The 25,475-nt window shown below is 51.6% G+C and carries 24 protein-coding genes; 12 read left to right on the top strand and 12 right to left on the bottom strand.

Annotation, left to right across the window (positions count from 1 at the left end):
• Positions 1-211 precede the first annotated feature (211 nt).
• Positions 212-829, top strand: a complete 618-nt coding sequence (tdk, locus tag AAH450_RS06010; protein WP_342909364.1) for a thymidine kinase — start codon at positions 212-214, stop codon at positions 827-829.
• A 126-nt stretch (positions 830-955) separates the two neighbouring features.
• Here the strand turns inward: tdk and adhE are convergent, their stop codons facing one another.
• Positions 956-3,640, bottom strand: a complete 2,685-nt coding sequence (gene adhE / locus AAH450_RS06005) for a bifunctional acetaldehyde-CoA/alcohol dehydrogenase (RefSeq protein WP_342909363.1) — start codon at positions 3,638-3,640, stop codon at positions 956-958.
• A 479-nt stretch (positions 3,641-4,119) separates the two neighbouring features.
• On the opposite strand from adhE, the gene AAH450_RS06000 reads away from it, so the two are divergent.
• The 7 genes from AAH450_RS06000 (at position 4,120) to oppF (ending at position 12,752) form a co-directional block, all read left to right on the top strand.
• Positions 4,120-4,767 (top strand): YchE family NAAT transporter, encoded by a 648-nt coding sequence (locus tag AAH450_RS06000; RefSeq protein ID WP_342909362.1) that lies wholly within the window; start codon positions 4,120-4,122, stop codon positions 4,765-4,767.
• Positions 4,768-5,392: 625 nt separating this feature from the next.
• Positions 5,393-7,027, top strand: coding sequence for an ABC transporter substrate-binding protein (locus tag AAH450_RS05995; protein ID WP_342909361.1), 1,635 nt, complete (start codon positions 5,393-5,395; stop codon positions 7,025-7,027).
• A 149-nt stretch (positions 7,028-7,176) separates the two neighbouring features.
• Positions 7,177-8,808 carry an oligopeptide ABC transporter substrate-binding protein OppA gene (gene oppA / locus AAH450_RS05990; protein WP_342909360.1) on the top strand — a complete coding sequence of 544 codons (1,632 nt, stop codon included), beginning with the start codon at positions 7,177-7,179 and terminating at the stop codon, positions 8,806-8,808.
• Between the two features lie 84 nt (positions 8,809-8,892).
• On the top strand, positions 8,893-9,813 hold the full coding sequence (gene oppB, locus AAH450_RS05985; protein ID WP_318790311.1) for an oligopeptide ABC transporter permease OppB: 921 nt from the start codon (positions 8,893-8,895) through the stop codon (positions 9,811-9,813).
• A gap of 13 nt (positions 9,814-9,826) precedes the next feature.
• Positions 9,827-10,735, top strand: coding sequence for an oligopeptide ABC transporter permease OppC (oppC, locus tag AAH450_RS05980; protein ID WP_342909359.1), 909 nt, complete (start codon positions 9,827-9,829; stop codon positions 10,733-10,735).
• Positions 10,736-10,746: 11 nt separating this feature from the next.
• A complete protein-coding gene (gene oppD / locus AAH450_RS05975; protein ID WP_342909358.1) occupies positions 10,747-11,754 on the top strand; it encodes an ABC transporter ATP-binding protein in 1,008 nt (335 codons plus the stop codon).
• Entirely contained in the window at positions 11,751-12,752 is a 1,002-nt protein-coding gene (gene oppF / locus AAH450_RS05970) for a murein tripeptide/oligopeptide ABC transporter ATP binding protein OppF (RefSeq protein ID WP_342909357.1), read from the top strand. Before oppD ends, oppF begins: the two co-directional genes overlap by 4 nt.
• 42 nt (positions 12,753-12,794) lie before the next feature.
• Here the strand turns inward: oppF and AAH450_RS05965 are convergent, their stop codons facing one another.
• Both AAH450_RS05965 and cls read right to left on the bottom strand, forming a co-directional pair.
• Positions 12,795-13,124, bottom strand: a complete 330-nt coding sequence (locus AAH450_RS05965; protein ID WP_342909583.1) for an HI1450 family dsDNA-mimic protein — start codon at positions 13,122-13,124, stop codon at positions 12,795-12,797.
• Between the two features lie 41 nt (positions 13,125-13,165).
• Positions 13,166-14,626, bottom strand: coding sequence for a cardiolipin synthase (cls, locus tag AAH450_RS05960; RefSeq protein WP_342909356.1), 1,461 nt, complete (start codon positions 14,624-14,626; stop codon positions 13,166-13,168).
• A gap of 149 nt (positions 14,627-14,775) precedes the next feature.
• Here cls and AAH450_RS05955 point away from each other — a divergent pair, with 149 nt between their 5' ends.
• Positions 14,776-14,949, top strand: a complete 174-nt coding sequence (locus AAH450_RS05955) for a YciY family protein (protein ID WP_342909355.1) — start codon at positions 14,776-14,778, stop codon at positions 14,947-14,949.
• 132 nt (positions 14,950-15,081) lie between these two features.
• Here AAH450_RS05955 and AAH450_RS05950 read toward each other — a convergent pair whose 3' ends face one another.
• A complete protein-coding gene (locus AAH450_RS05950) occupies positions 15,082-15,267 on the bottom strand; it encodes a hypothetical protein (RefSeq protein WP_342909354.1) in 186 nt (61 codons plus the stop codon).
• 248 nt (positions 15,268-15,515) lie between these two features.
• Between AAH450_RS05950 and AAH450_RS05945 the strand changes: the two genes are divergently transcribed.
• A complete protein-coding gene (locus AAH450_RS05945; RefSeq protein WP_342909353.1) occupies positions 15,516-15,770 on the top strand; it encodes a YrhK family protein in 255 nt (84 codons plus the stop codon).
• 160 nt (positions 15,771-15,930) lie between these two features.
• Here AAH450_RS05945 and AAH450_RS05940 read toward each other — a convergent pair whose 3' ends face one another.
• Positions 15,931-16,227 carry a YciI family protein gene (locus tag AAH450_RS05940; RefSeq protein ID WP_342909352.1) on the bottom strand — a complete coding sequence of 99 codons (297 nt, stop codon included), beginning with the start codon at positions 16,225-16,227 and terminating at the stop codon, positions 15,931-15,933.
• Between the two features lie 204 nt (positions 16,228-16,431).
• On the opposite strand from AAH450_RS05940, the gene tonB reads away from it, so the two are divergent.
• The gene (tonB, locus tag AAH450_RS05935; RefSeq protein WP_342909351.1) at positions 16,432-17,166 is read left to right on the top strand and encodes a TonB system transport protein TonB; all 735 of its coding nucleotides are present in this window, start codon (positions 16,432-16,434) and stop codon (positions 17,164-17,166) included.
• Between the two features lie 26 nt (positions 17,167-17,192).
• Here tonB and yciA read toward each other — a convergent pair whose 3' ends face one another.
• From yciA to AAH450_RS05920, 3 genes are all read right to left on the bottom strand, one after another.
• Complete coding sequence (gene yciA / locus AAH450_RS05930; protein ID WP_342909350.1) at positions 17,193-17,624, bottom strand: acyl-CoA thioester hydrolase YciA; 432 nt, start codon at positions 17,622-17,624, stop codon at positions 17,193-17,195.
• A gap of 1,589 nt (positions 17,625-19,213) precedes the next feature.
• On the bottom strand, positions 19,214-19,750 hold the full coding sequence (locus AAH450_RS05925; RefSeq protein WP_318790301.1) for a septation protein A: 537 nt from the start codon (positions 19,748-19,750) through the stop codon (positions 19,214-19,216).
• Between the two features lie 72 nt (positions 19,751-19,822).
• Positions 19,823-20,560 carry a YciC family protein gene (locus AAH450_RS05920; protein ID WP_342909349.1) on the bottom strand — a complete coding sequence of 246 codons (738 nt, stop codon included), beginning with the start codon at positions 20,558-20,560 and terminating at the stop codon, positions 19,823-19,825.
• A 344-nt stretch (positions 20,561-20,904) separates the two neighbouring features.
• Here AAH450_RS05920 and ompW point away from each other — a divergent pair, with 344 nt between their 5' ends.
• Positions 20,905-21,537, top strand: a complete 633-nt coding sequence (ompW, locus tag AAH450_RS05915; RefSeq protein ID WP_342909348.1) for an outer membrane protein OmpW — start codon at positions 20,905-20,907, stop codon at positions 21,535-21,537.
• 59 nt (positions 21,538-21,596) lie between these two features.
• Here the strand turns inward: ompW and AAH450_RS05910 are convergent, their stop codons facing one another.
• From AAH450_RS05910 to trpCF, 4 genes are all read right to left on the bottom strand, one after another.
• Positions 21,597-21,911: a BON domain-containing protein gene (locus tag AAH450_RS05910; protein WP_342909347.1), complete on the bottom strand. Its 315-nt coding sequence runs from the start codon at positions 21,909-21,911 to the stop codon at positions 21,597-21,599.
• A 157-nt stretch (positions 21,912-22,068) separates the two neighbouring features.
• Positions 22,069-22,875, bottom strand: a complete 807-nt coding sequence (trpA, locus tag AAH450_RS05905; protein WP_342909346.1) for a tryptophan synthase subunit alpha — start codon at positions 22,873-22,875, stop codon at positions 22,069-22,071.
• Positions 22,875-24,065, bottom strand: coding sequence for a tryptophan synthase subunit beta (gene trpB, locus AAH450_RS05900; protein ID WP_342909345.1), 1,191 nt, complete (start codon positions 24,063-24,065; stop codon positions 22,875-22,877). Before trpB ends, trpA begins: the two co-directional genes overlap by 1 nt.
• A 46-nt stretch (positions 24,066-24,111) precedes the next feature.
• A complete protein-coding gene (gene trpCF / locus AAH450_RS05895) occupies positions 24,112-25,473 on the bottom strand; it encodes a bifunctional indole-3-glycerol-phosphate synthase TrpC/phosphoribosylanthranilate isomerase TrpF (RefSeq protein WP_342909344.1) in 1,362 nt (453 codons plus the stop codon).
• Between the last annotated feature and the right edge of the window lie 2 nt (positions 25,474-25,475).

The following is a 25,475-nucleotide window of genomic DNA, read 5'->3' as shown; positions in this document are numbered from 1 at the left end:
CAGTTTTCAGGCAATAATTTCCTTAAATCGTCGCGAAGCTGAAATGACTTTACTGTTAAAAAACAAGTGTATTTCAACAACATTGCCGTCGTTATATATCAAGGAAATTGTTAACTTACCGCGTTACACGTTTGCTAAAAATGCCGGGAGAGGGAGTCAATATGCTACAATTCTGCCCACTCAACTGAACCTTTGTACGGAGTAAAGGCTGATGGCTCAGCTCTATTTTTACTACTCGGCGATGAATGCCGGCAAATCAACCGCCCTGCTGCAATCCTCCTATAACTATCAGGAGCGGGGAATGCGCACTGTGGTCTATACAGCCGAGATAGACAACCGTTTCGGCACGGCACAGGTAAGCTCCAGAATAGGGCTATCTTCACCAGCAAAACTTTATAATAACGATACGGCACTTTATGAAGAAATTGCCGCATTACACAGAATGGAACCGGTACACTGTGTACTGGTCGACGAGAGTCAGTTCCTGACACGTGATCAGGTAAAAGCGCTCTCTGATGTTGTGGATAATCTGGATATACCTGTACTATGTTATGGATTACGAACAGATTTTCGCGGGGAATTATTTACCGGTAGTCACTATCTGTTAGCCTGGTCAGATAAGCTGGTAGAATTAAAAACCGTTTGCCACTGTGGCAGAAAGGCGGGGATGGTATTACGGCTGGATGAAAATGGTGCGCCTTATAAAGAGGGTGAACAGGTGGTTATAGGTGGTAATGAGCGTTATGTATCCGTATGCAGAAAGCATTACAAGGCGGCTATCGAGTCGGGATGTTTGCAGGCTGTGCATGGCATTCAGGGCGTTAAATAAGCGCAGGGACGTGGGTGACGTAACGTGACATTAATACTACAGTAATTACTGCTTCTTGATTAATTTCCCTTACCATTTGCGGAAATAAAAAGCCCGCCTGGCGGCGGGCTTATATTTACACTTTATTTACTTTTTACTTTTCTTGTCTGTTTTTCCAGCAACTGCCGGTTGAGCTTCCAGCGCTTCAGCCATATTGGCGAAAACTTCCTGATACTCGCGGCCGTAGAAGGTATCCAGCATAATTTGCTTAAGTTCAGCAATCAGCGGATAGCGTGGGTTAGCGCCGGTACACTGATCGTCAAAGGCATCTTCTGCCAGTTTGTCGACCTTCGCCAGGAAGTCCGCTTCCTGCACGCCAGCTTCACGGATTGATTTCGGAATACCCAGCTGCGCCTTCATCTCTTCCAGCCAGGCCAGCAGCTTCTCAATCTTCTGCGCAGTACGGTCGCCCGGTGCGCTGAGACGAAGGTGGTCTGCCACCTCTGCGTAGCGACGACGAGCCTGTGGTCTGTCGTACTGACTGAAAGCAGTCTGCTTGGTTGGGTTATCGTTGGCGTTATAACGAATAACGTTGCTGATCAGCAGGGCGTTTGCCAGACCGTGTGGGATATGGAACTCAGAGCCAAGTTTATGCGCCATTGAGTGGCACACTCCCAGGAAGGCGTTAGCAAAGGCGATACCGGCGATAGTCGCCGCGTTATGCACGCGTTCGCGGGCTACAGGGTTCTTCGCGCCTTCGTTGTAGCTGGCTGGCAGGTTTTCCTGGAGCAATTTCAGCGCCTGGAGAGCCTGACCGTCTGAATATTCATTAGCCAGAACAGAGACGTAAGCCTCAAGGGAGTGGGTTACCGCATCCAGGCCGCCAAAGGCGCACAAAGATTTCGGCATGTTCATCACCAGATTGGCATCGACAATGGCCATATCCGGGGTCAGCGCATAGTCAGCCAGCGGATATTTCTGACCCGTTGCATCATCGGTCACCACGGCAAACGGTGTGACTTCTGACCCTGTACCGGAAGTGGTGGTGATGGCAATCATTTTTGCCTTCACGCCCATTTTAGGGAATTTGTAGATGCGTTTACGGATATCCATAAAGCGCAGCGCCAGCTCCTCAAAATGGGTCTCTGGATGCTCGTACATTACCCACATGATTTTTGCTGCGTCCATCGGCGAACCACCGCCCAGCGCGATAATGACGTCAGGCTTGAAGGAGTGCATCTGCTCTGCGCCCTTACGTACAATGCTCAGGGTAGGGTCAGCCTCTACTTCAAAGAACACTTCAATTTCCATACCGTGTGACTTCAGCACGGAGACCACCTGGTCTGCATAACCATTATTGAACAGGTAGCGGTCAGTCACGATAAACGCGCGTTTGGCTCCGTCGGTTGCCACTTCTTCAAGGGCGACAGGCAGTGAACCGCGGCGGAAGTAGATAGACTTGGGAAGTTTGTGCCACAACATATTCTCTGCTCGCTTAGCCACGGTTTTCTTGTTGATCAGATGTTTAGGTCCGACGTTTTCAGAAATGGAGTTACCACCCCATGAACCACAGCCCAGCGTCAGTGAAGGCGCGAGTTTAAAGTTGTACAGGTCACCGATGCCCCCTTGAGAAGCCGGGGTGTTAATCAGAATACGCGCGGTTTTCATTTTGTCGCCAAAGAAGTTGACGCGTTCACGCTCGTTATCCTGGTCGGTATACAGGCAGGAGGTATGACCGATACCGCCCATCGCCACCAGCTTCTCAGCCTTGCTGACGGCATCCTGGAAATCTTTCGCGCGGTACATGGCGAGAGTAGGGGAGAGCTTCTCATGGGCAAAAGGCTCTGACTCATCAACCAGCTCAACTTCACCGATAAGGATTTTGGTGCTGGCTGGAACAGAGATACCCGCCATTTCAGCAATTTTCACCGCCGGCTGGCCTACGATTGCCGCATTCAGGCCACCGTTTTTCAGAATGATATCCTGCACCGCCTTCAACTCTTGGCCTTGCAGCATGTAGCCACCATGGCTGGCGAAACGCTCACGCACGGCGTCATAAGCGGCATCCACCACAATGACAGATTGTTCAGAAGCACAAATCACGCCGTTATCGAAGGTTTTGGACATCAAAATAGAAGCGACAGCGCGTTTGATATCGGCTGTTTCGTCAATCACAACCGGCGTGTTACCTGCTCCTACACCGATGGCAGGTTTACCAGAACTGTAAGCTGCTTTCACCATACCCGGTCCGCCTGTAGCCAGAATCAGGTTGATGTCAGGGTGATGCATTAACTGGTTGGAAAGCTCAACGGAAGGCACATCAATCCAGCCGATAATATCTTTAGGCGCGCCCGCTGCGATGGCCGCCTGTAGAACAATATCCGCGGCTTTATTGGTCGCATCTTTGGCTCTTGGGTGAGGCGAGAAGATAATGCCGTTACGCGTTTTAAGGCTGATAAGCGCTTTAAAAATTGCTGTAGATGTTGGGTTGGTGGTAGGAACAATACCGCAAATCAGACCAGTGGGTTCAGCGATGGTGATGGTGCCGAAGGTCTCATCGGTACTGAGGATCCCGCAGGTTTTTTCATCTTTATAAGCGTTATAAATATATTCAGAGGCGAAGTGATTTTTGATAACTTTGTCTTCAACAATCCCCATGCCTGACTCTGCCACCGCCATTTTGGCCAGTGGGATACGGGCATCTGCTGCAGCCAGTGCTGCGGCACGGAAAATTTTGTCGACCTGCTCTTGAGTGAAATTGGCGTATTCGCGCTGGGCTTCTTTAACACGGGCAACCAGTGCGTTAAGTTCAGCTACATTAGTAACGGCCATTATGCTCTCCTGATGGAAGTTTAAACTCTATTAGTAAACAAGTCAGAACCTAGGAGTATAGTCAGGCGTTGTTAACGTGTGGTGATCTGCCATTAACAAGCTGAAATTAACTCAAATGCGCTTCTACAGGTTTACTGAAAGAGTCTTCGCGTCACTCCAGCTAAGCGAGCGGGCGTCTACTTATTCAGCCTCTTTTGTTGCCTCTGAGCTTACTCACTTCGGAGTAGGCATATTTTGATCTGGATCAAGCTGACACCTTTCAGCTGGCGGTTTCAGCTAAATACCCGGCGCGGAGGGAAAAGATATTTCACTAAGGGTTACTCCCTGCGAGAGATAAGCCTGAAAAGCGCCAACAGGTAGTGATAAATGTTGCTTATCGCCGGAAAATCCAGGTGATAATTCGAGTATGACCCCATAGCTTATGACCCACTTTTCCATTACATTAGCCGCCATTAATCTGGCCCTTTCTGGAGCGTTGCGTGAACCCGGCACTGTTAGACCTTTCTGGCTATATCAAGTTTTTTGTTGGCCTTTTTGCCCTGGTGAATCCCGTTGGCATTATTCCCGTGTTCATCAGCATGACCAGCTATCAGGTTCCTGCTGCCCGTAATAAAACCAACATGACCGCTAATCTCTCTGTAGCGATCATTTTGTGGACATCCCTGTTCCTGGGGGACTCTATCCTGCACATTTTCGGCATCTCTATTGATTCGTTCCGTATTGCAGGCGGGATTCTGGTGGTGACCATTGCTATGTCGATGATCAGTGGCAAGCTGGGGGAAGATAAGCAGAACAAGCAGGAGAAGTCTGAGACTGCCATTCGCGAAAGTATTGGCGTGGTGCCGCTTGCGCTTCCTTTAATGGCGGGGCCGGGCGCCATCAGTTCAACTATCGTCTGGAGTACGCGTTATCACAGCTGGCTGAATTTGCTGGGTTTCAGCCTGGCCATTGCGCTGTTTGCCTTCTGCTGTTGGCTTTTATTCCGCGCTGCTCCTCTGATGGTGCGGGTGCTAGGCCAAACCGGCATCAACGTGATAACCCGTATTATGGGGTTGTTGTTGATGGCGCTGGGGATTGAGTTTGTGGTCACCGGCATCAAAGCGCTGTTTCCGGGCCTGGTTAACTAGTCGCATCCCCTACTGCAAAAGGCTGTTAAAAGCGCATATTCTGCGCTTTTTTTCTGTCTGCTCTGTTACGGAGCACCATAATAGTGCCTTGCCAGGTTTTTATGCCCCAATCTGGTGCGGTTATTCAACTGGCTTAATATTCTTTCACTGATATTAATGCCACTACTGCAAAATCATGTAACGCTCTCATTAAGAACGCTTTCCTGCCTGTATGTGATTTATTTAACAATAATAAAATGGGGATAAATCCATAATAAGGCAGTGCGATACACTGCCTTTCTCGCCCAGTGCCATTTTAAATTCCAAAAACAGCCTGTTGCCAGCAAAACTGTTCATTTTAGCATCGTCTGGTGTCGCGCTTATGCCTGAATTATCAACAATCACCCTATTTAACAGCTTAAATTCATAAGCTTATGCGTTATTTTTTCCCGTTAAATAACGTTTCTGAATATTAAATAAATGTGATAAAAGAGAATTAGTTAACATTTTTGTTATTTTGCTTTGGCGCATAAATCAGCGTTCTGATAGTTTTTGGGGCTGGTCGGCAAAACTGGCATCGGATGTGCAAATAACTCCTCTTTTTCCGGTCCGTCCGCAGATTAACGAACACAGGTAGTTACGCTTAATGAAATTTCTTTCATGTCCACGTCAGTCACTGCCTGTTTCCCTGCTGGTTTTCTCAGGGGTGTTTACAGGAAGCGCAGTAGCCGCCACGGTGCCAGCAGGCGTTGAACTGGCAGAGCAGCAGGCGATAGCCATCAATAACGGCAGTGAAGTCTCATCGCTGGATCCGCAGAAAATAGAGGGCGTACCTGAAAGCAACATTATTCTTAATCTGCTTGAAGGGCTGACGACCACTGACAACCAGGGCCATGTGGTGCCTGGTGCCGCAGAGAGCTGGCAGAGCGAACAGGGAAAAGTCTGGACCTTTACCCTACGTAAAGAGGCCAAATGGAGTAACGGCGAGCCTGTCACCGCTGCGGATTTTGTTTACAGCTGGCAGCGCCTGGTCGATCCAAAAACCGCTTCTCCTTATGCAAGCTATCTGCAATATGCGCATATAGAAAATATTGACGCCATTCTGAGCGGCAAAAAAAAGCCGGATGCGCTGGGTATCAAGGCACTGGATGCGCATCATTTGCAGATTACGCTCAGTGAACCGGTTCCCTATTTTATTGCCCTGACGGGGCATACGTCACTGAAGCCCGTTAATCGTAAAGCGATTGAGCAGTGGGGCGACCAGTGGACGCAACCAGAACACTATGTGGGTAACGGCGCTTACACGCTGAGCGAGTGGGTAATTAACGAAAAAATCGTCCTCAGGCGCAATGCAGGCTACTGGAATAACGCGAAAACGGTGATCGATAGCGCTACGTTCCTGCCGATTGTGTCAGAAGCCAGCGACGTAAACCGCTATCGCAGCGGTGAAATCGATATGACCAACAGCGCATTGCCACCGGACCTGTTTCCAACGCTGAAAAAAACGCTGGGCGCTCAGGTGCATATCAGTCCTTTGCTCTGCACCTTTTACTATGAGCTGAACAACAAGCGCGCGCCGTTTAACGATCCGCGTGTACGTACTGCGGTGAAGCTGACGCTCGATCGAAACATTATTACCGAAAAAATTATGGGGCAGGGACAGATCCCGGCGGGCGGATTTACGCCTCCCTTTATTGATGGCGCTGAGCTGACCGAACCGGACTGGATGAAGCTTACCCAGCAGCAGCGTAATGACCAGGCCAAAAAGTTGCTGGCTGAAGCAGGCTACAGCAGCGAAAAACCGCTGACGTTCCGTCTGCTCTATAACACCTCCGACGTCAATAAAAAGCAGGCCATTGCGGCTGCCTCTATGTGGAGCAAAAACCTGGGGGCTAAAGTAGCGCTGGATAACCAGGAATGGAAAACCATGCTGGATAGCCGCCATCAGGGTAACTTTGATGTGGCGCGGGCTACCTGGTGCTCCGACTACAATGAGCCATCCACCTTCCTGAACGCCATGCTGAGCAATTCCTCAAACAATACGGCGTTTTACAAGAGTGAGAAATTCGATGCCTTAATGGCAAAGTCGCTGACCGTCTCCGATCGGGAGCGCGCAGCGATATATCAGCAGGCAGAGCGGCAGTTGGATAATGATTCCGCTATTGTGCCAGTTTACTACCGGGTAAGCGCGCGTCTGGTCAAGCCCTGGGTAGGGGGCTTTACCGGTAAAGATCCGCAGGATCTGACCGATCTCAAATATTACTACATCATCAGGCATTGAGAGGGATTAGCCTCCTTTCAGAGAGAGAAGAGCAGGATAAAAAGACCCGGCGCATTATCGTTCTGATGCGCCGGGCAGAAATCCGGAAACGGGGGTAGCTGATGGTTACAGACCCCATTAGCAATAATAAAAACTGGAGTAGGTAATTCATGAACAACATCACGAAGAAAAGCCTGATTGCTCTTGGCGTTATGACTGCGCTGGCTGGGAATCTGGCAATGGCGGCTACGGTGCCGGCGGGCACTGAATTGGCAGCGAAACAGGAGTTGGTGAAAGGGAACGGGGACGAAGTACAGTCTCTTGATCCGCACAAAATTGAAGGTGTGCCAGAGTCTAACGTAAGCCGTGACCTGCTTGAAGGGTTGGTGATCAGCGATGTTCAGGGACATCCGATTCCGGGCGTGGCGGAGAGCTGGGAAAACAAAGAGGGTAAAGTCTGGACCTTCCATCTGCGTAAAAATGCCAAATGGTCAAACGGTGAACCCGTAACCGCACAAGATTTCGTCTATAGCTGGCAGCGCCTGGCAGACCCTAAAACGGCTTCGCCTTATGCCAGCTATTTGCAGTATGGCCATCTTGAAAACATCGATGAGATCATCGCCGGTAAGAAAAGCCCGGATACGCTGGGTGTGAAAGCGATTGATGCCAATACGCTGGAAGTGACGCTTAGCGAATCAGTTCCCTATTTCTTCAAACTGCTGATCCACCCATCTATGTCTCCGGTCTATAAACCAGCTATCGAGAAGGCTGGCGAGAAGTGGACGCAGCCGGAAAACTGGGTGGGCAACGGCGCTTTCAAATTGCAATCGCACGTTATTAACGAACGTATTGTGGTCGTGCGTAACCCCGATTACTGGGATAATGCCAACACCAAACTGGATAAGGTGACTTTCCTGCCTATCTCTTCTGAGGTCAGCGACGTTAACCGCTATTTCAGTAATGATGGCAGCGACATGACCTACAACAATATGCCAATCGAGCTGTTTAAAAAGTTACAGCGCGATAACCCGAAAGAGCTGCATGTTGATCCTTACCTCTGTACCTATTACTACGAAATTAACAACCAGAAGCCGCCGTTCAACGATCCTCGTGTACGTGAAGCGCTGAAGCTGGGTATCGATCGCGATATCATGGTGAACAAAGTTCTGGCTCAGGGCCAGCTGCCAGCCTACAGCTACACGCCTCCGGCTACTGATGGCGCCGACCTGACCAAACCAGAGTGGTTCAGCTGGTCGCAGGAGAAACGTAACGCTGAAGCGAAAAAACTGCTGGCAGAAGCGGGCTATACCGCCGATAAGCCGCTGACGTTTGAGCTGCTCTATAACACCTCTGATCTGCACAAGAAGCTCGCTATCGCCGCCTCTTCTATCTGGAAGAAAAACCTGGGCGTTAACATCAAGCTGAATAACCAGGAGTGGAAAACCTTCCTGGATACGCGTCATCAGGGTAACTTTGACGTTTCCCGTGCGGCATGGTGCGCGGATTACAATGAACCCAGCTCCTTCCTGAATACTATGATTTCCAACAGCAGCTCTAACACCGCCCATTACAAGTCGCCGGCATTTGATAAAGTGATGGCTGAGTCTGCTAAGGCGAGTGACGAGAAGGGCCGCAGCGATCTCTATGCTAAAGCTGAGCAGATCCTCGATAAAGACTCTGCTATCGTGCCAGTCTACTATTACGTGAACGCCCGTCTGGTGAAAACCTACATCGGTGGTTACACCGGTAAAGATCCGCTGGACAACGTGTACGACAAAAATCTCTACATCATTAAACATTAATGGCAAAAATTAGGGGGAAGGGACTCCTTCCCCCTGTGTGTCTATTTTGAGCAGTGCTGAGGCACAAGCCAGCAGGTACGGGCAATGTTAAAATTTATTTTTCGTCGGTGTCTGGAAGCGATTCCGACGTTACTTATTCTGATTACCATCTCTTTCTTTATGATGCGCCTGGCGCCCGGTAGCCCTTTTACCGGAGAACGCACGCTGTCGCCTGAAGTGATGGCCAATATCGAAGCTAAATACCATCTCAACGATCCGATCTGGAAGCAGTATGGCGACTATCTGTTCCAGCTGGCTCATGGTGATTTCGGTCCGTCGTTTAAATACAAAGATTACTCGGTTAACTATCTGGTCGGCCACGCCTTCCCGGTTTCTGCCAAGCTCGGCCTGGCGGCCTTTTTGCTGGCGGTGATCCTGGGTGTTTCTGCGGGGGTTATCGCTGCCCTGAAGCAGAACAGTAAATGGGATTTCGTTGTCATGGGGGTAGCGATGACCGGGGTGGTTATCCCGAGCTTCGTGGTGGCGCCACTGCTGGTACTGGTCTTCGCCATTGCGCTGAAGTGGTTACCCGGCGGAGGCTGGAACGGCGGCGAGGTGAAATATATGATCCTGCCGATGGTGGCGCTGTCGCTGGCCTATATCGCCAGTATCGCGCGTATTACCCGCGGCTCCATGATTGAGATCCTGCACTCCAACTTTATCCGAACGGCCCGCGCGAAAGGGCTGCCGATGCACCGCATCGTGCTGCGTCATGCGCTGAAACCAGCAATGTTGCCGGTAATGTCTTATCTTGGCCCGGCCTTTGTCGGTATCATTACTGGCTCTATGGTGATTGAAACCATCTATGGTCTGCCGGGTATCGGACAGCTCTTTGTCAACGGCGCGCTGAACCGTGACTACTCGCTGGTACTCAGCCTCACCATTCTGGTGGGCGTGCTGACCATTGTGTTTAATGCGATTGTTGATGTGCTCTACGCCGTCATTGATCCGAAAATTCGTTATTAATCCGGAGCTCGCCATGATATTGAGTAAAAAAAATAGCGAAGCTCTCGATGCCTTCAGCGAAAAGCTGGAGGTCGAAGGTCGCAGCCTGTGGCAGGACGCCCGTCGTCGTTTTATCCATAACCGTGCCGCGCTTGCCAGCCTGATTGTGCTGCTGGTGATTGCCCTGTTTGTTATCTTCGCCCCTATGTTCTCTTCATTCACCTATGACGATACCGACTGGGGCATGATGTCTTCCGCACCAGATATGGTATCCAAACACTATTTCGGCACCGACTCATCGGGCCGTGACCTGCTGGTTCGTGTGGCGATTGGTGGGCGTATTTCGCTGATGGTCGGCATCGCCTCCGCGCTGGTGGCGGTACTGGTCGGCACGCTCTATGGCTCGCTCGCGGGCTATCTGGGTGGCAAAACCGACTCGGTGATGATGCGCCTGCTGGAGATCCTGAACTCCTTCCCGTTCATGTTCTTTGTTATCCTGCTGGTGACCTTCTTTGGCCGCAATATCCTGCTGATTTTTGTCGCTATCGGTCTGGTCTCCTGGCTGGATATGGCGCGTATCGTGCGTGGACAGACGCTGAGCCTTAAACGCAAAGAGTTTATCGAAGCGGCACACGTTGGCGGCGTTTCCACCTTTAATATCGTCCTGCGCCATATCGTGCCAAACGTGCTGGGCGTGGTAGTGGTCTACGCCTCGCTGCTGGTGCCAAGCATGATCCTGTTTGAATCCTTCCTCAGCTTCCTGGGATTAGGCACACAGGAGCCATTGAGCAGCTGGGGCGCCTTACTGAGCGACGGTGCCAACTCAATGGAAGTCTCTCCGTGGCTGCTGCTGTTCCCGGCCGGTTTCCTGGTCGTGACGCTGTTCTGTTTCAACTTTATCGGCGATGGCCTGCGTGATGCCCTCGACCCGAAAGATCGTTAAGGAGTCTCCCGATGAGCGTAATTGATATGCCTGTGGCAAAAAAAACGGGAACCGACCTTCTTCTCGACGTAAAAGATCTCCGCGTCACTTTTGGTACGCCTGACGGTGATGTGACTGCCGTTAACGATCTCAATTTCAGCCTGCGTGCGGGTGAAACGCTGGGCATCGTAGGTGAATCGGGATCGGGCAAATCGCAGACGGCTTTTGCCCTGATGGGCCTGCTGGCGAGCAATGGCCGTATCGGTGGCTCCGCCTTGTTCAACGGCAGGGAGATCCTCAACCTGCCGGAGAAACAGCTCAATACGCTGAGGGCGGAACAGGTTGCGATGATCTTCCAGGATCCCATGACCTCGCTCAACCCCTATATGAAAGTAGGCGAGCAGCTGATGGAAGTGTTGCAGCTGCATAAAGGCATGAACAGTGCGCAGGCGTTTGAAGAGTCTGTGCGTATGCTGGATGCGGTGAAAATGCCGGAAGCGCGCAAGCGTATGAAGATGTATCCCCATGAATTTTCCGGTGGGATGCGCCAGCGCGTAATGATTGCTATGGCGCTGCTGTGCAGGCCTAAACTGCTGATTGCGGATGAGCCGACCACTGCCCTGGACGTCACGGTACAGGCGCAAATCATGACCTTGCTGAACGACCTGAAGCGGGAGTTCAATACCGCGATCATCATGATTACGCACGATTTGGGCGTGGTTGCGGGGATCTGCGAGCGCGTGCTGGTGATGTATGCCGGTCGCACCATGGAATATGGTACGGCGCGTGATGTTTTCTACCAGCCTACACACCCTTATTCCATCGGCTTACTCAATGCTGTGCCGCGACTGGATGCGGAAGGCGACGCGTTGACTACCATCGCCGGTAATCCACCCAATCTGCTGCGTCTGCCGAAAGGCTGCCCGTTCCAGCCACGTTGCCAGCATGCAATGGAGATCTGCTCCACCATGCCGCCGCTTGAGCCATTTGGCGAAGGACGCCTGCGTGCCTGCTTTAAACCTGTGGAGGAGCTGGTATGAGCGCCGTAGCAGAAAAGAAAGTGCTGTTAGAAATTGCCGATCTCAAAGTCCATTTTGATATCAAAGATGGCAGGCAATGGTTCTGGCAGCCATCGAAAACCCTGAAAGCTGTTGATGGCGTCAGCCTGCGGCTCTATGAAGGCGAAACGCTGGGGGTCGTGGGCGAGTCTGGCTGCGGCAAATCCACGCTGGCGCGAGCCATTATTGGTCTGGTGCAGGCCACCGAAGGTCGCGTAGCCTGGCTGGGGCGCGATCTGCTGGGACAAAGTGAAGAGGAGTGGCGTCGGGCGCGCAGCGATATCCAGATGATTTTCCAGGATCCGCTGGCCTCGCTTAACCCACGCATGACCATTGGCGATATCATTGCCGAGCCGCTCAGAACCTACCACCCGAAAATGGCGCGTCAGGAAGTCAAAGATCGGGTCAAAACCATGATGATGAAGGTTGGCCTGTTGCCGAACCTGATCAACCGTTATCCCCATGAGTTCTCCGGTGGCCAGTGTCAGCGTATCGGCATTGCCCGCGCACTGATCCTTGAGCCGAAGCTGATCATCTGTGATGAACCGGTCTCTGCGCTGGATGTTTCAATTCAGGCACAGGTGGTCAACCTGTTGCAGAAATTGCAGCGAGAGATGGGGCTGTCACTGATCTTTATTGCCCATGACCTGGCGGTGGTAAAGCATATCTCTGACCGTGTGCTGGTGATGTATCTGGGTCATGCCGTTGAGTTAGGCACCTATGATGAGGTCTATCAGAACCCTCAGCATCCCTACACCCGAGCGCTGATGTCTGCGGTGCCGATCCCGGACCCGGATCTGGAAAAGAACAAAACCATTCAACTGCTGGAGGGGGAACTGCCCTCGCCAATCAATCCGCCTTCAGGCTGTGTGTTCCGCACGCGCTGCCCGATTGCCGGGCCGGAATGTGCCAAAACGCGTCCTTTGCTGGAAGGCAGTTTCCGCCACGCCGTCTCATGCCTGAAAGTAGATCCGCTGTAACAGCAAAAGGCCGGGCAATGCCCGGCCTCTCTTTATGCTTATTTACTCACGCCACAGAATATGGCAGAGCTTGTGATCTTTCTCACGGCACAACAGCACGCGGGCAAAGACATCGTTGATCGGCTCGCCATCGGCATCGCCCAGCCCAATCACCACTTCAGAGAAGAAGTCGGGGTCAAGATCATAATCCACATGCTCTGCCCAGTCTTCAGAAGGGTCGAACAGTTCGGCGCCGCCACGCTCTTCAAACTGCAAGTTGAACAGAATAACGTCGGCCGGATCGAGGTTATCTACGGCCAGTTCCAGAAAAATATCGTAGGCCTGTTCCAGCGTTTCATCTTCGGTAAGGCGGTTATTTAAATCCATAACAATTCCCATAATGCCCGTGCGGGCGCTGTGCAATTTCGCTCGTTTTACAGCAACGGACTGAAGAAGTAAAACAGTCGTTCAACAATACGCTGCCAGTAAGCTCTTCTTGACCAGCGTTGCGCATCTACCAGGCGGGAACGGGCAATATAATCGTCCTGAACGCGTGCCAGGTCGCCGCCAAACCCATCATCGTCAATCACCAGCGTAATCTCAAAATTAAGCCACAGGCTACGCATATCCAGATTAACCGTTCCAATCAGGCTAAGCTGTCCGTCAACCAGCACGCTTTTGGTATGCAGCAGGCCATCCTCAAACTGATAAATCTTCACCCCGGCCGCCAGCAGTTCGGCAAAGAATGCGCGGCTTGCCCAGCCCACCAGCAGGGAATCGTTATGGCGCGGCACGATAATGCTGACCTCGACGCCTCTTAGCGCAGCGGTGCAGATAGCGTGCAGCAGATCATCGCTGGGCACAAAATAGGGGGTGGTCATAATCAACTGTTCGCGGGCAGCATACACGGCGGTCAGTAAAGCCTGGTGGATCAAATCTTCCGGGAAGCCGGGGCCGGAGGCGATGACCTGAATTGTGTGCCCGCTCTCCTGTTCAAACGGCATCACGTTGCCGTCGGGCGGCGGCGGCAAAATGCGTTTACCGGTCTCAATCTCCCAGTCGCAGGAGTAGATAATCCCCATGGTGGTGGCGACCGGGCCTTCCATTCTAGCCATTAAATCAATCCACTGGCCCACCCCCGCATCCTGTTTAAAGTAGCGGGGATCGACCAGGTTCATGCTGCCTGTATAGGCAATATAGTTATCTATCAGCACCACTTTACGATGCTGACGCAGATCCATCCGGCGCAGGAATACACGCCAGAGGCTGACTTTTAAGGACTCGACTACATCGATACCGGCATTGCGCATCATCGCGGCCCAGGGGCTGCGGAAAAACTGCACGCTTCCGGCAGAGTCCAGCATCAGGCGGCAATGTACGCCACGGCGGGCTGCCGCCATTAAAGACTCCGCAACCTCATCGGCCAGCCCACCTGGCTGCCAGATATAGAACACCATCTCAATATTATGACGTGCCAGCTGGATATCGCGCACCAGCGCCTGTAGCGTATCGTCCGTTGAGGTCAGAAGCTGCAACTGGTTACCTTTGACGCCCGCCACGCCCTGACGATTTTCGCAAAGCTGAAACAGGGAACGCGCCACATCGCTGTTTTCATGCGCAAAGATTTGATGACAGGATTTCAGATCGTTCAGCCATCTGGCGGTGGAAGGCCACATAGTACGGGCGCGTTCGGCACGGCGCTTCCCCAGATGCAGCTCACCAAACGACAGGTAAGCGACAATCCCAACCAACGGCAAAATATAGATAATAAGCAGCCAGGCCATGGCAGAAGGCACGGCGCGTCGCTTCATCAGGATGCGGAGCGTCACGCTGGCAATCAGCAGCCAGTAGCCAAAAATCAGCAGCCAGCTGAATACGGTATAAAAAGTCGTCATGTCAGTGAAAATCCTGTTCACACGTGAATAGAGGGAGTTTACGTGGTGATGACAACGGGCGAAACCTTTTCCTGTGATAGTCATCGGACTTGGCCTGAAGGGAGAAAGGTCTATAATGCGGCGCGAGTTTTTCAAGCGTAGAGGGTAAAATGAGACGGAGTAGAAATGAAGTTGCTCGCTGGCGGATGTCACGTCAGATTCAGCGCCGCCGGGCGCGCTGGCTGGAAGGGCAGTCACGTCGATATGGCCGGATGCACGCCATTCGCCATCAACTGAGTCAGCAGCAGCGGCGTTCTATTCTGTTTATCACGCAGATCCCGTAAGCCGCTTGATGCCCCCGCAATGCCGGGGGCGTTGGTCAGGGGTTAACCAGCATGCTTCTGTATTAGTGCAACGAGCTGAGGATTTTTCCGCAGGCTGCACTCTGTACAGCCTCTGTTATCCCCGCCAACAAGCTAAACAAGGCTCACTGAGAGCACGGTAATTTCACTGGTCTTTAAGTTCATCAGCTCTTTAATGCTAAAGATATACTGCTCCAGTGCCTCTTCCACCTCTTCTCCTTCAAAAAAGCCGTGCGTGGTCTGGTGCTCTTTCTCTTCTTCTTTGATGACGTACGAAACAAACCATTTCTTTTTTTGCATGTTTTTCTCCACAAATTGTCGATTCATTACTTATGTTTAGTTCTGAATACCGCACAACTCAAGTTAAGCAAAGCTTCTGTGCACGGCTCATCGCTCCTGCCCATAAAAGTCAGCTTTGAGCGCAAGGGGCAGATTTTTTGAGCAGGGCACCCGCCAGCGCTGGTTGAATCTCAGGCGACGCGGTGGTGATGAAGTGGTGAAAGCACATAGCGGGCAGTGAAAACAGAAACGATTGGGAAGGTTTTCAGATGTCGAAAGGTAGTCGTAAAAAAATTTTTGATTTTGGTTCAGATGCCATTGTTATTCAGCGCAAGTTTAAGGCGCTGGGGGCGGTGAACGATCTTTTTATAGCCACTTGGTTTCTGGGCGGAAGCATACTCTTCTTTTTTGATTCACTGATGACGGCTGGAACCTGGCTGTTTGTGGCGGGGAGTGTGCAGCTTCTGCTGAGGCCTGCGTTAACCCTTGCGGAGTTGATCCATATAAAAAATATTGACCGCTGAGGTTCCTTAACGCTCATTTCGTTTTGCAGAAGAGGCTGGAGTGCCTCTGCTCGGGAGCTGTATGGAAAGAGAGCTGAGAAAAAGCCAGAAAAACGGGCGGAGTTTACACCCTGTTTTCTGGCTGATTCACAGCCTGTCAGCGGGAACCAATCTTCTCTTGTCAGAAGACTCGCTTAAAGGGTTTAACCGCAACGTGCTTGTAGACGCCCGCTGCAATATAAGGGTCGTCCTGCGCCCATGACTGGGCGGCTTCCAGTGAAGGGAATTCCGCCACGATAGTCGAGCCGCTAAAGCCCGCTTTGCCTGGCTCGTTGCTGTCAACGGCTGGCATTGGGCCGGCCACTATCAGACGACCTTCATCCTGCAACAGTTGCAGACGCGCAAGGTGGGCAGGGCGCACAGCGGTACGCTTCTCCAGTGAATCAGCATTATCTTCCGCGTAAATTACGTAGAGCACGTTTACAACTCCTGTCAGGTCCAATTATCGCTCATCACGTTAAGTCATCGTTCAGTGAACTGCAATCTAAAGATAACATGGCCTTGATAACGGTCAGGGGATGAGAGGATTATAAGGAAATTCGGGCCGTCAGGGCGAGAGGTTATTGAAACTGATTGCTATTTGCATTTAAACTTGCAGCTTCACCCTTACAGCAGAAAGATTATGACGACGCTTGCAGAAAACTCTTTACCCCGACGTATGTCGCTGCCGATGCTGTTTTCAGTCGGGCTGCATGCCGCAGTGATTGGGGGGATACTCTATGCTTCTTTTCATCAGGTTGTGGAAGTGCCCAAAGCGTCTCAGCCCATTAGCGTTACTATGGTTGCGCCTGAAGTGCAGCCAGAGCCACAGCCTGCGCCGCAACCCACACCGGAGCCGATACCTGAGCCGGAACCTGAACCGACTCCGGCACCGGAGCCACCTAAACCCGAACCTGTTCCCATCCCTGAGCCTGTGCCCAAGCCCAAGCCAAAGCCCAGGCCGGTGAAGAAGGAAGTGGTAAAGCCGAAGAGAGAAGTGAAGCCAGAGCCAAAGGCGGCCTCACCCTTTAACAATAAAAAAACCGCCGAAGCGCCGAAGCCTTCAACTGCGCCTGAAACGTCCCCGGCGCCTTCCACCGCCGTGGCAACCGGCCCTAAGGCGCTGAGCGTCGGCAAGCCTGCCTATCCTGCCCGTGCGTTTGCGTTGCGTATGGAAGGCCGTGTGAGGGTGCAGTTTGACGTCGACAGTGGCGGAAAGGTGGAGAATATCCGCATCCTTTCTGCCGAGCCGCGTAATATGTTTGAGCGTGAGGTAAAGCAGGCAATGAAAAAATGGCGCTATGAAGCCAACAAGCCCGGTAAAAACATGACGATGAATATCGTTTTCAAAATCAATGGTGGCAGCAGCATCGAATAAAAAGGCGGTCATCCGCCTTTAATCACCTAATCCTGTTCATTGTCGCTGAAGTTGCTTTTGCCTTCAGGCAAGGGGCGGGATTTTCCTTCATCATCTACGGCGACATAGATAAAGACCGCCTCGGTGGTGCAGTAGCGCTGGCCAATGGGTTCAGAAGAGACTTTCTTGATCCAGACTTCGATATTAATGGTGATTGAACTGGTGCCGGTGCGGATACAGCGAGCATGGCAGCTCACCACATCACCGACGGCAACCGGCTTCAGGAAGGTCATCCCATCTGCACGCACGGTGACCACGCGTCCTCCGGCAATCTCCTTTGCCAGAATGGCCCCGCCCATATCCATCTGCGCCATCAGCCAGCCGCCAAAGATATCACCATTGGCGTTAGTGTCAGCCGGCATCGCCAGCGTACGCAGCACCATCTCCCCCTGCGGGACTCTGTTTGTCACTTCGTTCATTCTCAGGCTTCTCAGTCAATAAGTGCAAAAGGCCCATAGCCGGGCACGCGTGTTAATTTTCTTCTTGCGGCAAAATGATGCCTGAAGATGTTTGAAACTCAAGTAATTCTGGTTGAATTATATAATAAATTCAACTGGTTAATTGCGAGTATCTTGTGTCTTGTCTGCTTTCGCCTGATCCTGAATGGCTTCAGTTTATGATTCTGTTTATACACTACTGTCTGTAGATAAAAGAAGCGTACACATGGCTTACTGAAACAAAGCTCAGAAGATTTACTGCTAATGCCTGGAAAAAGTCGGAGCCATCTCTGGTGCTCAGGATCTGAATGCGGACTAACCCCTGCCGGGACCGCGACATTTTTCAACCGCGACTGTTGCAGGGCCAGACCCGATCGTTGAGCATTGCGAAGTATCCAACTCTATCCTTATCACAGGCAAGGGATCGCGGCAAAAATTGTGTAGCGGGATAAGTAAAGGCTATGACTTCCGCAGGAGGCTGTGCTGAACAACAGATGAAGGGGGCCCAGAGGGTAGAGGAAGCCCCTTAAACGACACAGACCTCATCTTACCGCTTGAGAATACCCCATTAGCGCCAGTAATGGCTGGCAGCCCGAGGGTGCAGATGTAAAAGTCGCTGGCTTCTATACCCTGCGACGTGAAATCGTTTTGTGAGAGCCGGGAAAATGATTTTACCCTCTGTGCTGAGCGCGCAAAATGCTGGCGAAACCTGTTATTCTGTAAGACGCCATTTAAACAATAGAAGTTGTCTGCGGTTGATCAATTGAAGAGGATATTTTTTCTTTCACTGACTACAATGGAAAAAGTTACAGATAAAATCTGTAAACGCCTCTGCTAACAAAATCTATGCACTAACCCTTTCATATCTCTTCCCACTATTAACAGATCTGATTAGTTATACCTTCACATAAAAGAAAAGACTTCAGACTTTCAAATACTCTCTGATTGAACGGTAAAAAAGATCATTACTGTCAGAGCGAAATTACTCACTACCCCTACCAGGGCGAGTGAGATATTAAACAATAAAAACAGGCAGTTAAATTTTTTAATCGTTATTACTGATCAAAATTTGAAAATTGATCGGAACAAACAATTAGATCAAATTATAACCAGAATATACTTTTAGAGGGTCAAGGGAGTTGATTATGAAACGTAAGGATATATGGATAATGATGATGGTTGCTTGTATTTTTATCTGGCTAATGGTTCTGACACTAATTTATAGAATTATAATTATGCTTCTCTACTAAGGAGTGTCCCGCCTTAGTTTATAGAACACCAGGTGCCCGGCATATGCCGGGCTTTTTACTTTTAAGATAGTATATTTTTAATGCTTTTTTTAGTAGGGTTATAATTTATTTTTGCGCTAATGAATTATTAAAATAGTGCTTATATTTACAGAAATTGAGCATTGAAACGGTGCGGTGTGAACCGAACCGGGCAAGATTAAGGGCTGGATCAGCTTTGAGTTATAGCGATATCAGTGAGGGGCTAAGACTGGCAGGATCAGGAAGCGAGAAGGGGGTTGTTAAAGGGGATTTACATCCCCCGAAGCGTTTCACAGGCTGACTTTACTTCTCTTCTTGCGGCATCAGACGATAGATATAGAGTCCGCTGATCACCGTAAACAGCAGCGTGAGGCCAGTCAAACCAAACACTTTAAAATTAACCCAGAATTCCTGAGACAACCAAAACGCGACATAAATATTTGCCAGGCCACAGGCGAAGAAGAAGAGCGCCCAGGCCACATTCAGCCTGCGCCAGGCCGCAGCGGGCAGCGTCAGCTCTTTACCTAACATCGACTGAATAAGCGGTTGCTTCATCCAGAACTGACTGAACAGTAACGCCACGGCGAACAGGGTATAGATAACGGTTACTTTCCACTTAATGAATTCGTCATTGTGGAACACCAGCGTTAAGGTGCCAAAGACTGTCACCAGTACAAAGGTAATCAGGGTCATTTTTTCCAGCTTGCGGTAGAGCACCCAGCTGACGACCAGCGCCAGTGCCGTGGCGGCGATTAACGCACCGGAAGCGACAAAAATATCGTACATCTTGTAGAAGATAAAAAAGACCACAAGGGGAAGGAAATCAAGTAACTGCTTCATAAAGGTTTCCAGAGTCCAGACTGAAAAGTGACCTGCTGGTGGCGTGCCGCAGAGCAGGCACGCCGCCAGAAATCAGCGTAACAGCATATAGAGGCGATAGAGGTAAATAATCAATATGGCTGAGATCAGATTGCTCAGAGCATTGAGAACCACCGACGCCACGTTAGCGGGCAGGATAGTAAGCGAAGAGGCCAGCAGCAGCACCAGGATCTTTGCCAGCAGCCAGACGGCCACGGCAGGCGCTACCACTTTCATCTGGCTCCAGACCAGACGAACACTGGTGCGCATAGCGGCAAACAGGCCGACTTTCTCCGTAGAGAGGATCACCGGCGACAGGGCCAGCACCACGGCAAGGATCACCCCAGGCACTACCAGCACCATAAAGCCAATCTGAATAATCAGCGTCATGATGAACACCAGCAGCAGCAGGCGCGGCAGCGTTGGTGCGGAAGCGCCAATAGCGCGCAGGGCGCTCACGCGCTGTCCGGCTGAAACCATAGGGATCAGACTTAGCATCCCGCCCAGTAGCAGGGTATTTCCCACCAGTGAGGCAAAGGTTCCCGCCGCAGAAGCCCGCAGCAGAACGCGCTGCTGATCGGGTGACATGTTCTGCACCATCTCCAGCAGGCTCATCCCCGAGCCGCTCTCTCCGTCGGTCAGGATTGAGAGCTGGTCAGCGCCTGGCGTCAGCGCATGGCCGATCAGTACGGTGATAAAAGAGGTCAGCAGCGCCATCAGCACAATAGTGATCAGCTGGTGACGAAGAAAATTCCCCGTGTCACGGTATAACGAACCCGCCGTGATAGACATGTACTCTCCTTGAAAAACCAATTGTTGCGATCCCGCGATTGTACATGGTCTGCGAGCAACCTGGCACCCTGACTTACATAACTTTCAGTTAAAGAAGAGATTAAGGGTCAGTAATGGCAGCATAAAGAGGGATCGGTTTGTCAGCCGTTTGTGTGCCAGCACCGTAACTCGTAAGGGGTATCGGTGGCGGGGCTTGTTATAAATTGATCTGAATCAACTCTATGTTTTATAAGCGCTTTGAAAGAAATGATCCAGATGCTTTTTACAAAATTTCGGGTAAAACTGTTGCCAATAAAAACAACGTCGCCCTCAGTGGCTGGTTTTATCTTTGCAAAGGAGTGGTTATGAAAATCAAAGCGCTGGCGCTTGCAGTCGTGGCTCTGCTGCCGGTAGTGGCTTCTGCTCACCAGGCAGGAGATTTCTTTATGCGAGCCGGATCGGCAACCGTTCGCCCAACAGGAGGCTCTGACAATGTGCTGGGTCTGGGCGAATTTGATGTCAGTAATAATACCCAACTCGGCCTGACTTTTACTTATATGGCCACCGATAACATTGGTATTGAATTACTGGGGGCAACGCCGTTCCGTCACAAAGTGGGGCTGCCCGCTACGGGCACGCTGGCTACGGTACACCAGTTACCGCCAACGCTGATGGCGCAGTGGTACTTCATGGGGAACAGCAGTAAATGGCAACCCTATGCGGGCGTGGGCGTGAACTACACCATGTTCTATGACAACGATTTTAACCAGACCGGGCGCGATGCCGGGCTAAGTAATCTTAAAGTGAAAAATTCATGGGGCATTGCAGGCCAGGTGGGGCTGGATTATCAGCTGACGCCAGACTGGATGCTGAACGCCTCGTTATGGTACATGGATATTAATACCAAAGTCAGTTTCGATTCGGCGGCGGGTCACCAGAGTATCGATACGCACATCAATCCTTTTGTCTTCTTCTTTGGCGCAGGCTATCGCTTCTGAGTGGCGTAGTGGAAATAAAAAAAGGCGCCTGGCAGCGCCTTGTTTGTTTTCAGCAGAGGTTACTTAATCTGCATATTGTTGGTAACAGAAGTGACACCCTTCACGCTACGGGTGATCTGCACAGCGCGGCTGGCAGAAGCGGCGCTGGTAACGAACCCGCTGAGCTGAACGCGGCCTTTAAAGGTTTCCACGTTGATCTCAGTCGATTTCAGAGAATCATCTTTCAACAGTTCGGTTTTAACCTTGGTGGTGATTACCGTGTCATCAATATAACCACCGGTTCCTTCTTTAGTTGGCGTAGGGGCGCAAGCGCTGACCGTCAGAGCCACAACTGCTGCAATAACCATACCCGAAAGCATTTTAAACAACTTCATTCTCTTCTCCCTGTCATTCAATAATTGGCCGTAGCCATGTTTACAGAAACGCTCTGTCTCAAAAGCTTAGACTGTAAACGTCACTTTACCAGCAGAGGATGTAATAAAGAGTGTAAAAATAGTGCCTTACCCGAAAAGTTAAGGCACTTAAGTGAAATCAGCGCGTGGCGGCTTTCAGCGAACTCACAAAGGCTTTCAGTTCAGAAAGCATTGTTGGCGCATCAGCATGGTGTTGCTCGATGATTTTGACAATGGCAGAACCGGAAATGGCGCCAGCTGCGCCTGCATTCAGCGCCTCTCTTACCTGGCCTGGCTCAGAAATGCCAAAGCCCTGTACCGGCGGCGCAGCATGATACTCACGCAGCTTATCTACCAGATGTTGGAGCGAGTGGCTGACGCCACGACTCTCGGTACCGGTTACGCCTGCACGTGAAAGCAGGTAGATGTAACCACGACCGTGCGAGGCGATTTCACGCAGCAGATCGTCACTGGCGTTCGGCGGACAGATAAAGATAGGCGCAACGTTGTGACGCAGAGCGGACTGGCGGAAAGGGGCAGACTCCTCAACCGGGACATCAGCCACCAGCACCGAGTCGACGCCCACTTCCTGGCAACGGGCATAGAAATTGTCGATCCCGTTAGAGAAAACGAGGTTGGCATACATCAGTAAACCAATCGGAATCTCGGGATATTTCTGCCGGATGCTCTTCAACAGCTCAAAGCATTGTGACGGTGTCACGCCTGCTGAAAAGGCACGCAGTGCGGCATTTTGAATAGTCGGGCCATCCGCCAGCGGATCGGAGAAGGGTATTCCCAGCTCCAGAGCATCGGCACCGCCTTCCACTAATGCATCAATAATTTGCAGCGAAAGTTCTGGCGTCGGGTCGCCCAGCGTGACGAAAGGCACAAATGCACCTTCCTTTTTGGCAGCAAGACGGTTGAAAAGCTGGTCATAACGCTCCATCAGATCTCTCCCTTAGCAGTCAGAATATCGTGTACGGTGAAAATATCTTTGTCGCCGCGTCCCGAAAGGTTCACCACCAGAAGCTGCTCTTTTTCTGGCGCTTCCCGCATCATTTTCAGTGCATGTGCTAGGGCGTGAGAGGATTCCAGCGCCGGGATAATCCCTTCGCTGCGGCACAGCTCTTTAAAGGCCTCCATCGCTTCATCATCGGTAACCGACACATAGTCTGCGCGACCAATACTGTTCAGGTAGGCGTGCTGTGGGCCAACGGAGGGGAAATCCAGACCGGCAGAGATAGAATAGGACTCTTCAATCTGACCATCTTCCGTCTGCATCATTGGCGATTTCATACCAAAATAGATGCCGACGCGGCCATGCTTCAGCGGCGCGCCGTGTTCACCCGTTTCAATACCGTGTCCGGCTGGCTCGACGCCAATCAGGCCTACTGCGGCATCGTCAATAAAATCAGCAAACATGCCGATGGCGTTAGAACCGCCGCCCACGCAGGCGATCAGCGCATCCGGCAGACGGCCTTCTCTTTCCAGAATCTGCGCTTTGGTCTCTTCCCCAATCATCCGCTGGAATTCACGAACGATGGTCGGGAACGGATGCGGGCCAGCCGCGGTTCCCAGCATATAGTGGGCGGTATCATAGCTGCCAGACCAGTCACGCAGCGCCTCGTTACAGGCATCTTTCAACGTGGCTGAGCCGCTCTGTACCGGGATAACTTCAGCGCCCATTAAACGCATTCTGAAAACGTTTGGCGACTGACGCTCAATATCTTTAGCGCCCATATAGATTCGGCACTTCAGCCCCAGCAATGCGCTGGCCAGTGCAGAAGCCACACCATGCTGACCGGCACCTGTTTCGGCGATGATCTCTTTCTTACCCATGCGTTTAGCCAGTAATGCCTGGCCTAACACCTGGTTGGTTTTATGCGCGCCGCCGTGAAGTAAATCTTCACGCTTGAGATAGAGGCGGGTTTTGGTACCAGCAGTAAGATTTTTACACAGCGTCAGCGCTGTAGGACGTCCGGCGTAGTTTTTCAGCAGATCGGTGAATTCGGCCTGAAAGTCCGGGTCGCGCTGAGCGCTGACAAAGGCTTCTTCCAGCTGGCGCAGGGCGGGCATCAGGATCTGTGGCACATACATGCCACCAAATTCACCAAAGTAGGGATTCAATAAAGTCATGTCGCTTCTCTTTTCGCTACAGGGGCTGCCGGAGCAGCCCCGACGGTCAGTACGCCTTCAGCGTATGAAACACTGAGGCAATCTTTAAGGCATCTTTGATCCCAGGCTCGCTTTCCACCCCGGAATTGAAATCGAGTCCGGCACAGCCAAGCTGGGCAGCTTCCACGCAATTATCTGCGCCCAGTCCGCCGGCCAGCAACACGTTGTCCAGCGACTCGCCACGCAGCAGAGACCACTCAAAGCGTTTTCCGCTTCCGCCGTTGCCGTTATCAAAAACGTAGCGATCGACATGCTGCCAGTCGCGGGCGGGAAGGGTCTCTTTAATGCTGAACGCTTTCCAGATTTGTACCCGCTCGGGTAATTCTGCTCGCAGGGCGGTAACAAACGCCTGGTCTTCCTCGCCGTGCAGCTGCACGGCTTGCAGATCCAGTGCCGCCACGGTAGTGACAATGTCACTGAGAGCGTTATTGCGGAATACGCCTGCATACTTCAGCGGCGCACCGCTCATTACCTGACGTGCTTTCTCTTCATCCACCTGGCGTGGAGAACCTTCGGCGAAGATCAGGCCGCCATAAATAGCACCAGCTTCATGGGCGGCACGGGCATCTTCAGCCCGCGTCAGACCACATACTTTGTTATCGCCCAGCATCACGCGCCGCACGGCGGCAGAGAGATCGTCCTCGGACATCAGGGCTGACCCAATCAGGAAGCCGTTAGCAAAGCGGCTTAGCTCACGCACCTGCGCATAGCTGTTAATGCCGGATTCGCTGATAACCGTCACGCCATGCGCCACTTTGGGTGCCAGACGACGCGTGCGATCAAGATCGATTGAGAGATCGCGCAGGTCGCGGTTATTGATGCCAATAACTTTTGCTCCCAGTGCGGTAGCGCGTTCAAGCTCTTCATCGCTGATCACTTCAGTCAGCACGCCCATGTTCAGGCTATGGGCTACGGCTGCCAGCTGGCGATACTGCTCGTCATTTAACACGGAGAGCATCAACAGGATTGCATCTGCCTGATAATAACGCGCCAGATAAACCTGATAGGGGTCAATCATAAAGTCTTTGCACAGCACCGGTTGGGTGATGGCGGCGCTGACCACAGGGAGAAAATCGAAGCTGCCCTGAAAATATTTCTCATCGGTCAGTACGGATACCGCAGAAGCGTAGTGCCTGTAGATCCCGGCAATAGCGGCAGGATCGAAATCTTCGCGGATCACCCCTTTTGACGGAGAGGCTTTCTTGCACTCCAGAATAAAGACGGTTCTCGCACCCTGTAAGGCGTGGTAGAAGCTACGGGTGGAGGGCTGCACCTCATCCTGAAACGAGGAGAGCGGCTGCTGCTGCTGACGTTCTGCCAGCCAGAGCGCTTTATCCTGCACAATTTTATTCAGTACGGTTTCCTGCATGA

Source organism: Erwinia magellanica (genome assembly GCF_039023495.1).
Lineage (GTDB): Bacteria > Pseudomonadota > Gammaproteobacteria > Enterobacterales > Enterobacteriaceae > Erwinia.
Note: the sequence above shows the minus strand (reverse complement) of the source record. Positions and strands in the feature narration are given on the sequence as shown.

What these genes read in the sequence shown, in the direction of transcription:
- AAH450_RS05920 (WP_342909349.1), bottom strand. Translation starts at nt 20,560, where the DNA reads ATGTCTATCACGGCGGGTTCGTTATACCGTGACACGGGGAATTTTCTT.
- trpA (WP_342909346.1), bottom strand. Translation starts at nt 22,875, where the DNA reads ATGGAGCGTTATGACCAGCTTTTCAACCGTCTTGCTGCCAAAAAGGAA.
- trpB (WP_342909345.1), bottom strand. Translation starts at nt 24,065, where the DNA reads ATGACTTTATTGAATCCCTACTTTGGTGAATTTGGTGGCATGTATGTG.
- AAH450_RS05950 (WP_342909354.1), bottom strand. Translation starts at nt 15,267, where the DNA reads ATGCAAAAAAAGAAATGGTTTGTTTCGTACGTCATCAAAGAAGAAGAG.
- yciA (WP_342909350.1), bottom strand. Translation starts at nt 17,624, where the DNA reads ATGAACGAAGTGACAAACAGAGTCCCGCAGGGGGAGATGGTGCTGCGT.
- AAH450_RS05955 (WP_342909355.1), top strand. Translation starts at nt 14,776, where the DNA reads ATGAGACGGAGTAGAAATGAAGTTGCTCGCTGGCGGATGTCACGTCAG.
- tdk (WP_342909364.1), top strand. Translation starts at nt 212, where the DNA reads ATGGCTCAGCTCTATTTTTACTACTCGGCGATGAATGCCGGCAAATCA.
- AAH450_RS05945 (WP_342909353.1), top strand. Translation starts at nt 15,516, where the DNA reads ATGTCGAAAGGTAGTCGTAAAAAAATTTTTGATTTTGGTTCAGATGCC.
- oppD (WP_342909358.1), top strand. Translation starts at nt 10,747, where the DNA reads ATGAGCGTAATTGATATGCCTGTGGCAAAAAAAACGGGAACCGACCTT.
- AAH450_RS05910 (WP_342909347.1), bottom strand. Translation starts at nt 21,911, where the DNA reads ATGAAGTTGTTTAAAATGCTTTCGGGTATGGTTATTGCAGCAGTTGTG.
- trpCF (WP_342909344.1), bottom strand. Translation starts at nt 25,473, where the DNA reads ATGCAGGAAACCGTACTGAATAAAATTGTGCAGGATAAAGCGCTCTGG.
- cls (WP_342909356.1), bottom strand. Translation starts at nt 14,626, where the DNA reads ATGACGACTTTTTATACCGTATTCAGCTGGCTGCTGATTTTTGGCTAC.
- adhE (WP_342909363.1), bottom strand. Translation starts at nt 3,640, where the DNA reads ATGGCCGTTACTAATGTAGCTGAACTTAACGCACTGGTTGCCCGTGTT.
- oppB (WP_318790311.1), top strand. Translation starts at nt 8,893, where the DNA reads ATGTTAAAATTTATTTTTCGTCGGTGTCTGGAAGCGATTCCGACGTTA.
- tonB (WP_342909351.1), top strand. Translation starts at nt 16,432, where the DNA reads ATGACGACGCTTGCAGAAAACTCTTTACCCCGACGTATGTCGCTGCCG.
- oppA (WP_342909360.1), top strand. Translation starts at nt 7,177, where the DNA reads ATGAACAACATCACGAAGAAAAGCCTGATTGCTCTTGGCGTTATGACT.
- oppF (WP_342909357.1), top strand. Translation starts at nt 11,751, where the DNA reads ATGAGCGCCGTAGCAGAAAAGAAAGTGCTGTTAGAAATTGCCGATCTC.
- AAH450_RS05925 (WP_318790301.1), bottom strand. Translation starts at nt 19,750, where the DNA reads ATGAAGCAGTTACTTGATTTCCTTCCCCTTGTGGTCTTTTTTATCTTC.
- AAH450_RS05995 (WP_342909361.1), top strand. Translation starts at nt 5,393, where the DNA reads ATGAAATTTCTTTCATGTCCACGTCAGTCACTGCCTGTTTCCCTGCTG.
- ompW (WP_342909348.1), top strand. Translation starts at nt 20,905, where the DNA reads ATGAAAATCAAAGCGCTGGCGCTTGCAGTCGTGGCTCTGCTGCCGGTA.
- oppC (WP_342909359.1), top strand. Translation starts at nt 9,827, where the DNA reads ATGATATTGAGTAAAAAAAATAGCGAAGCTCTCGATGCCTTCAGCGAA.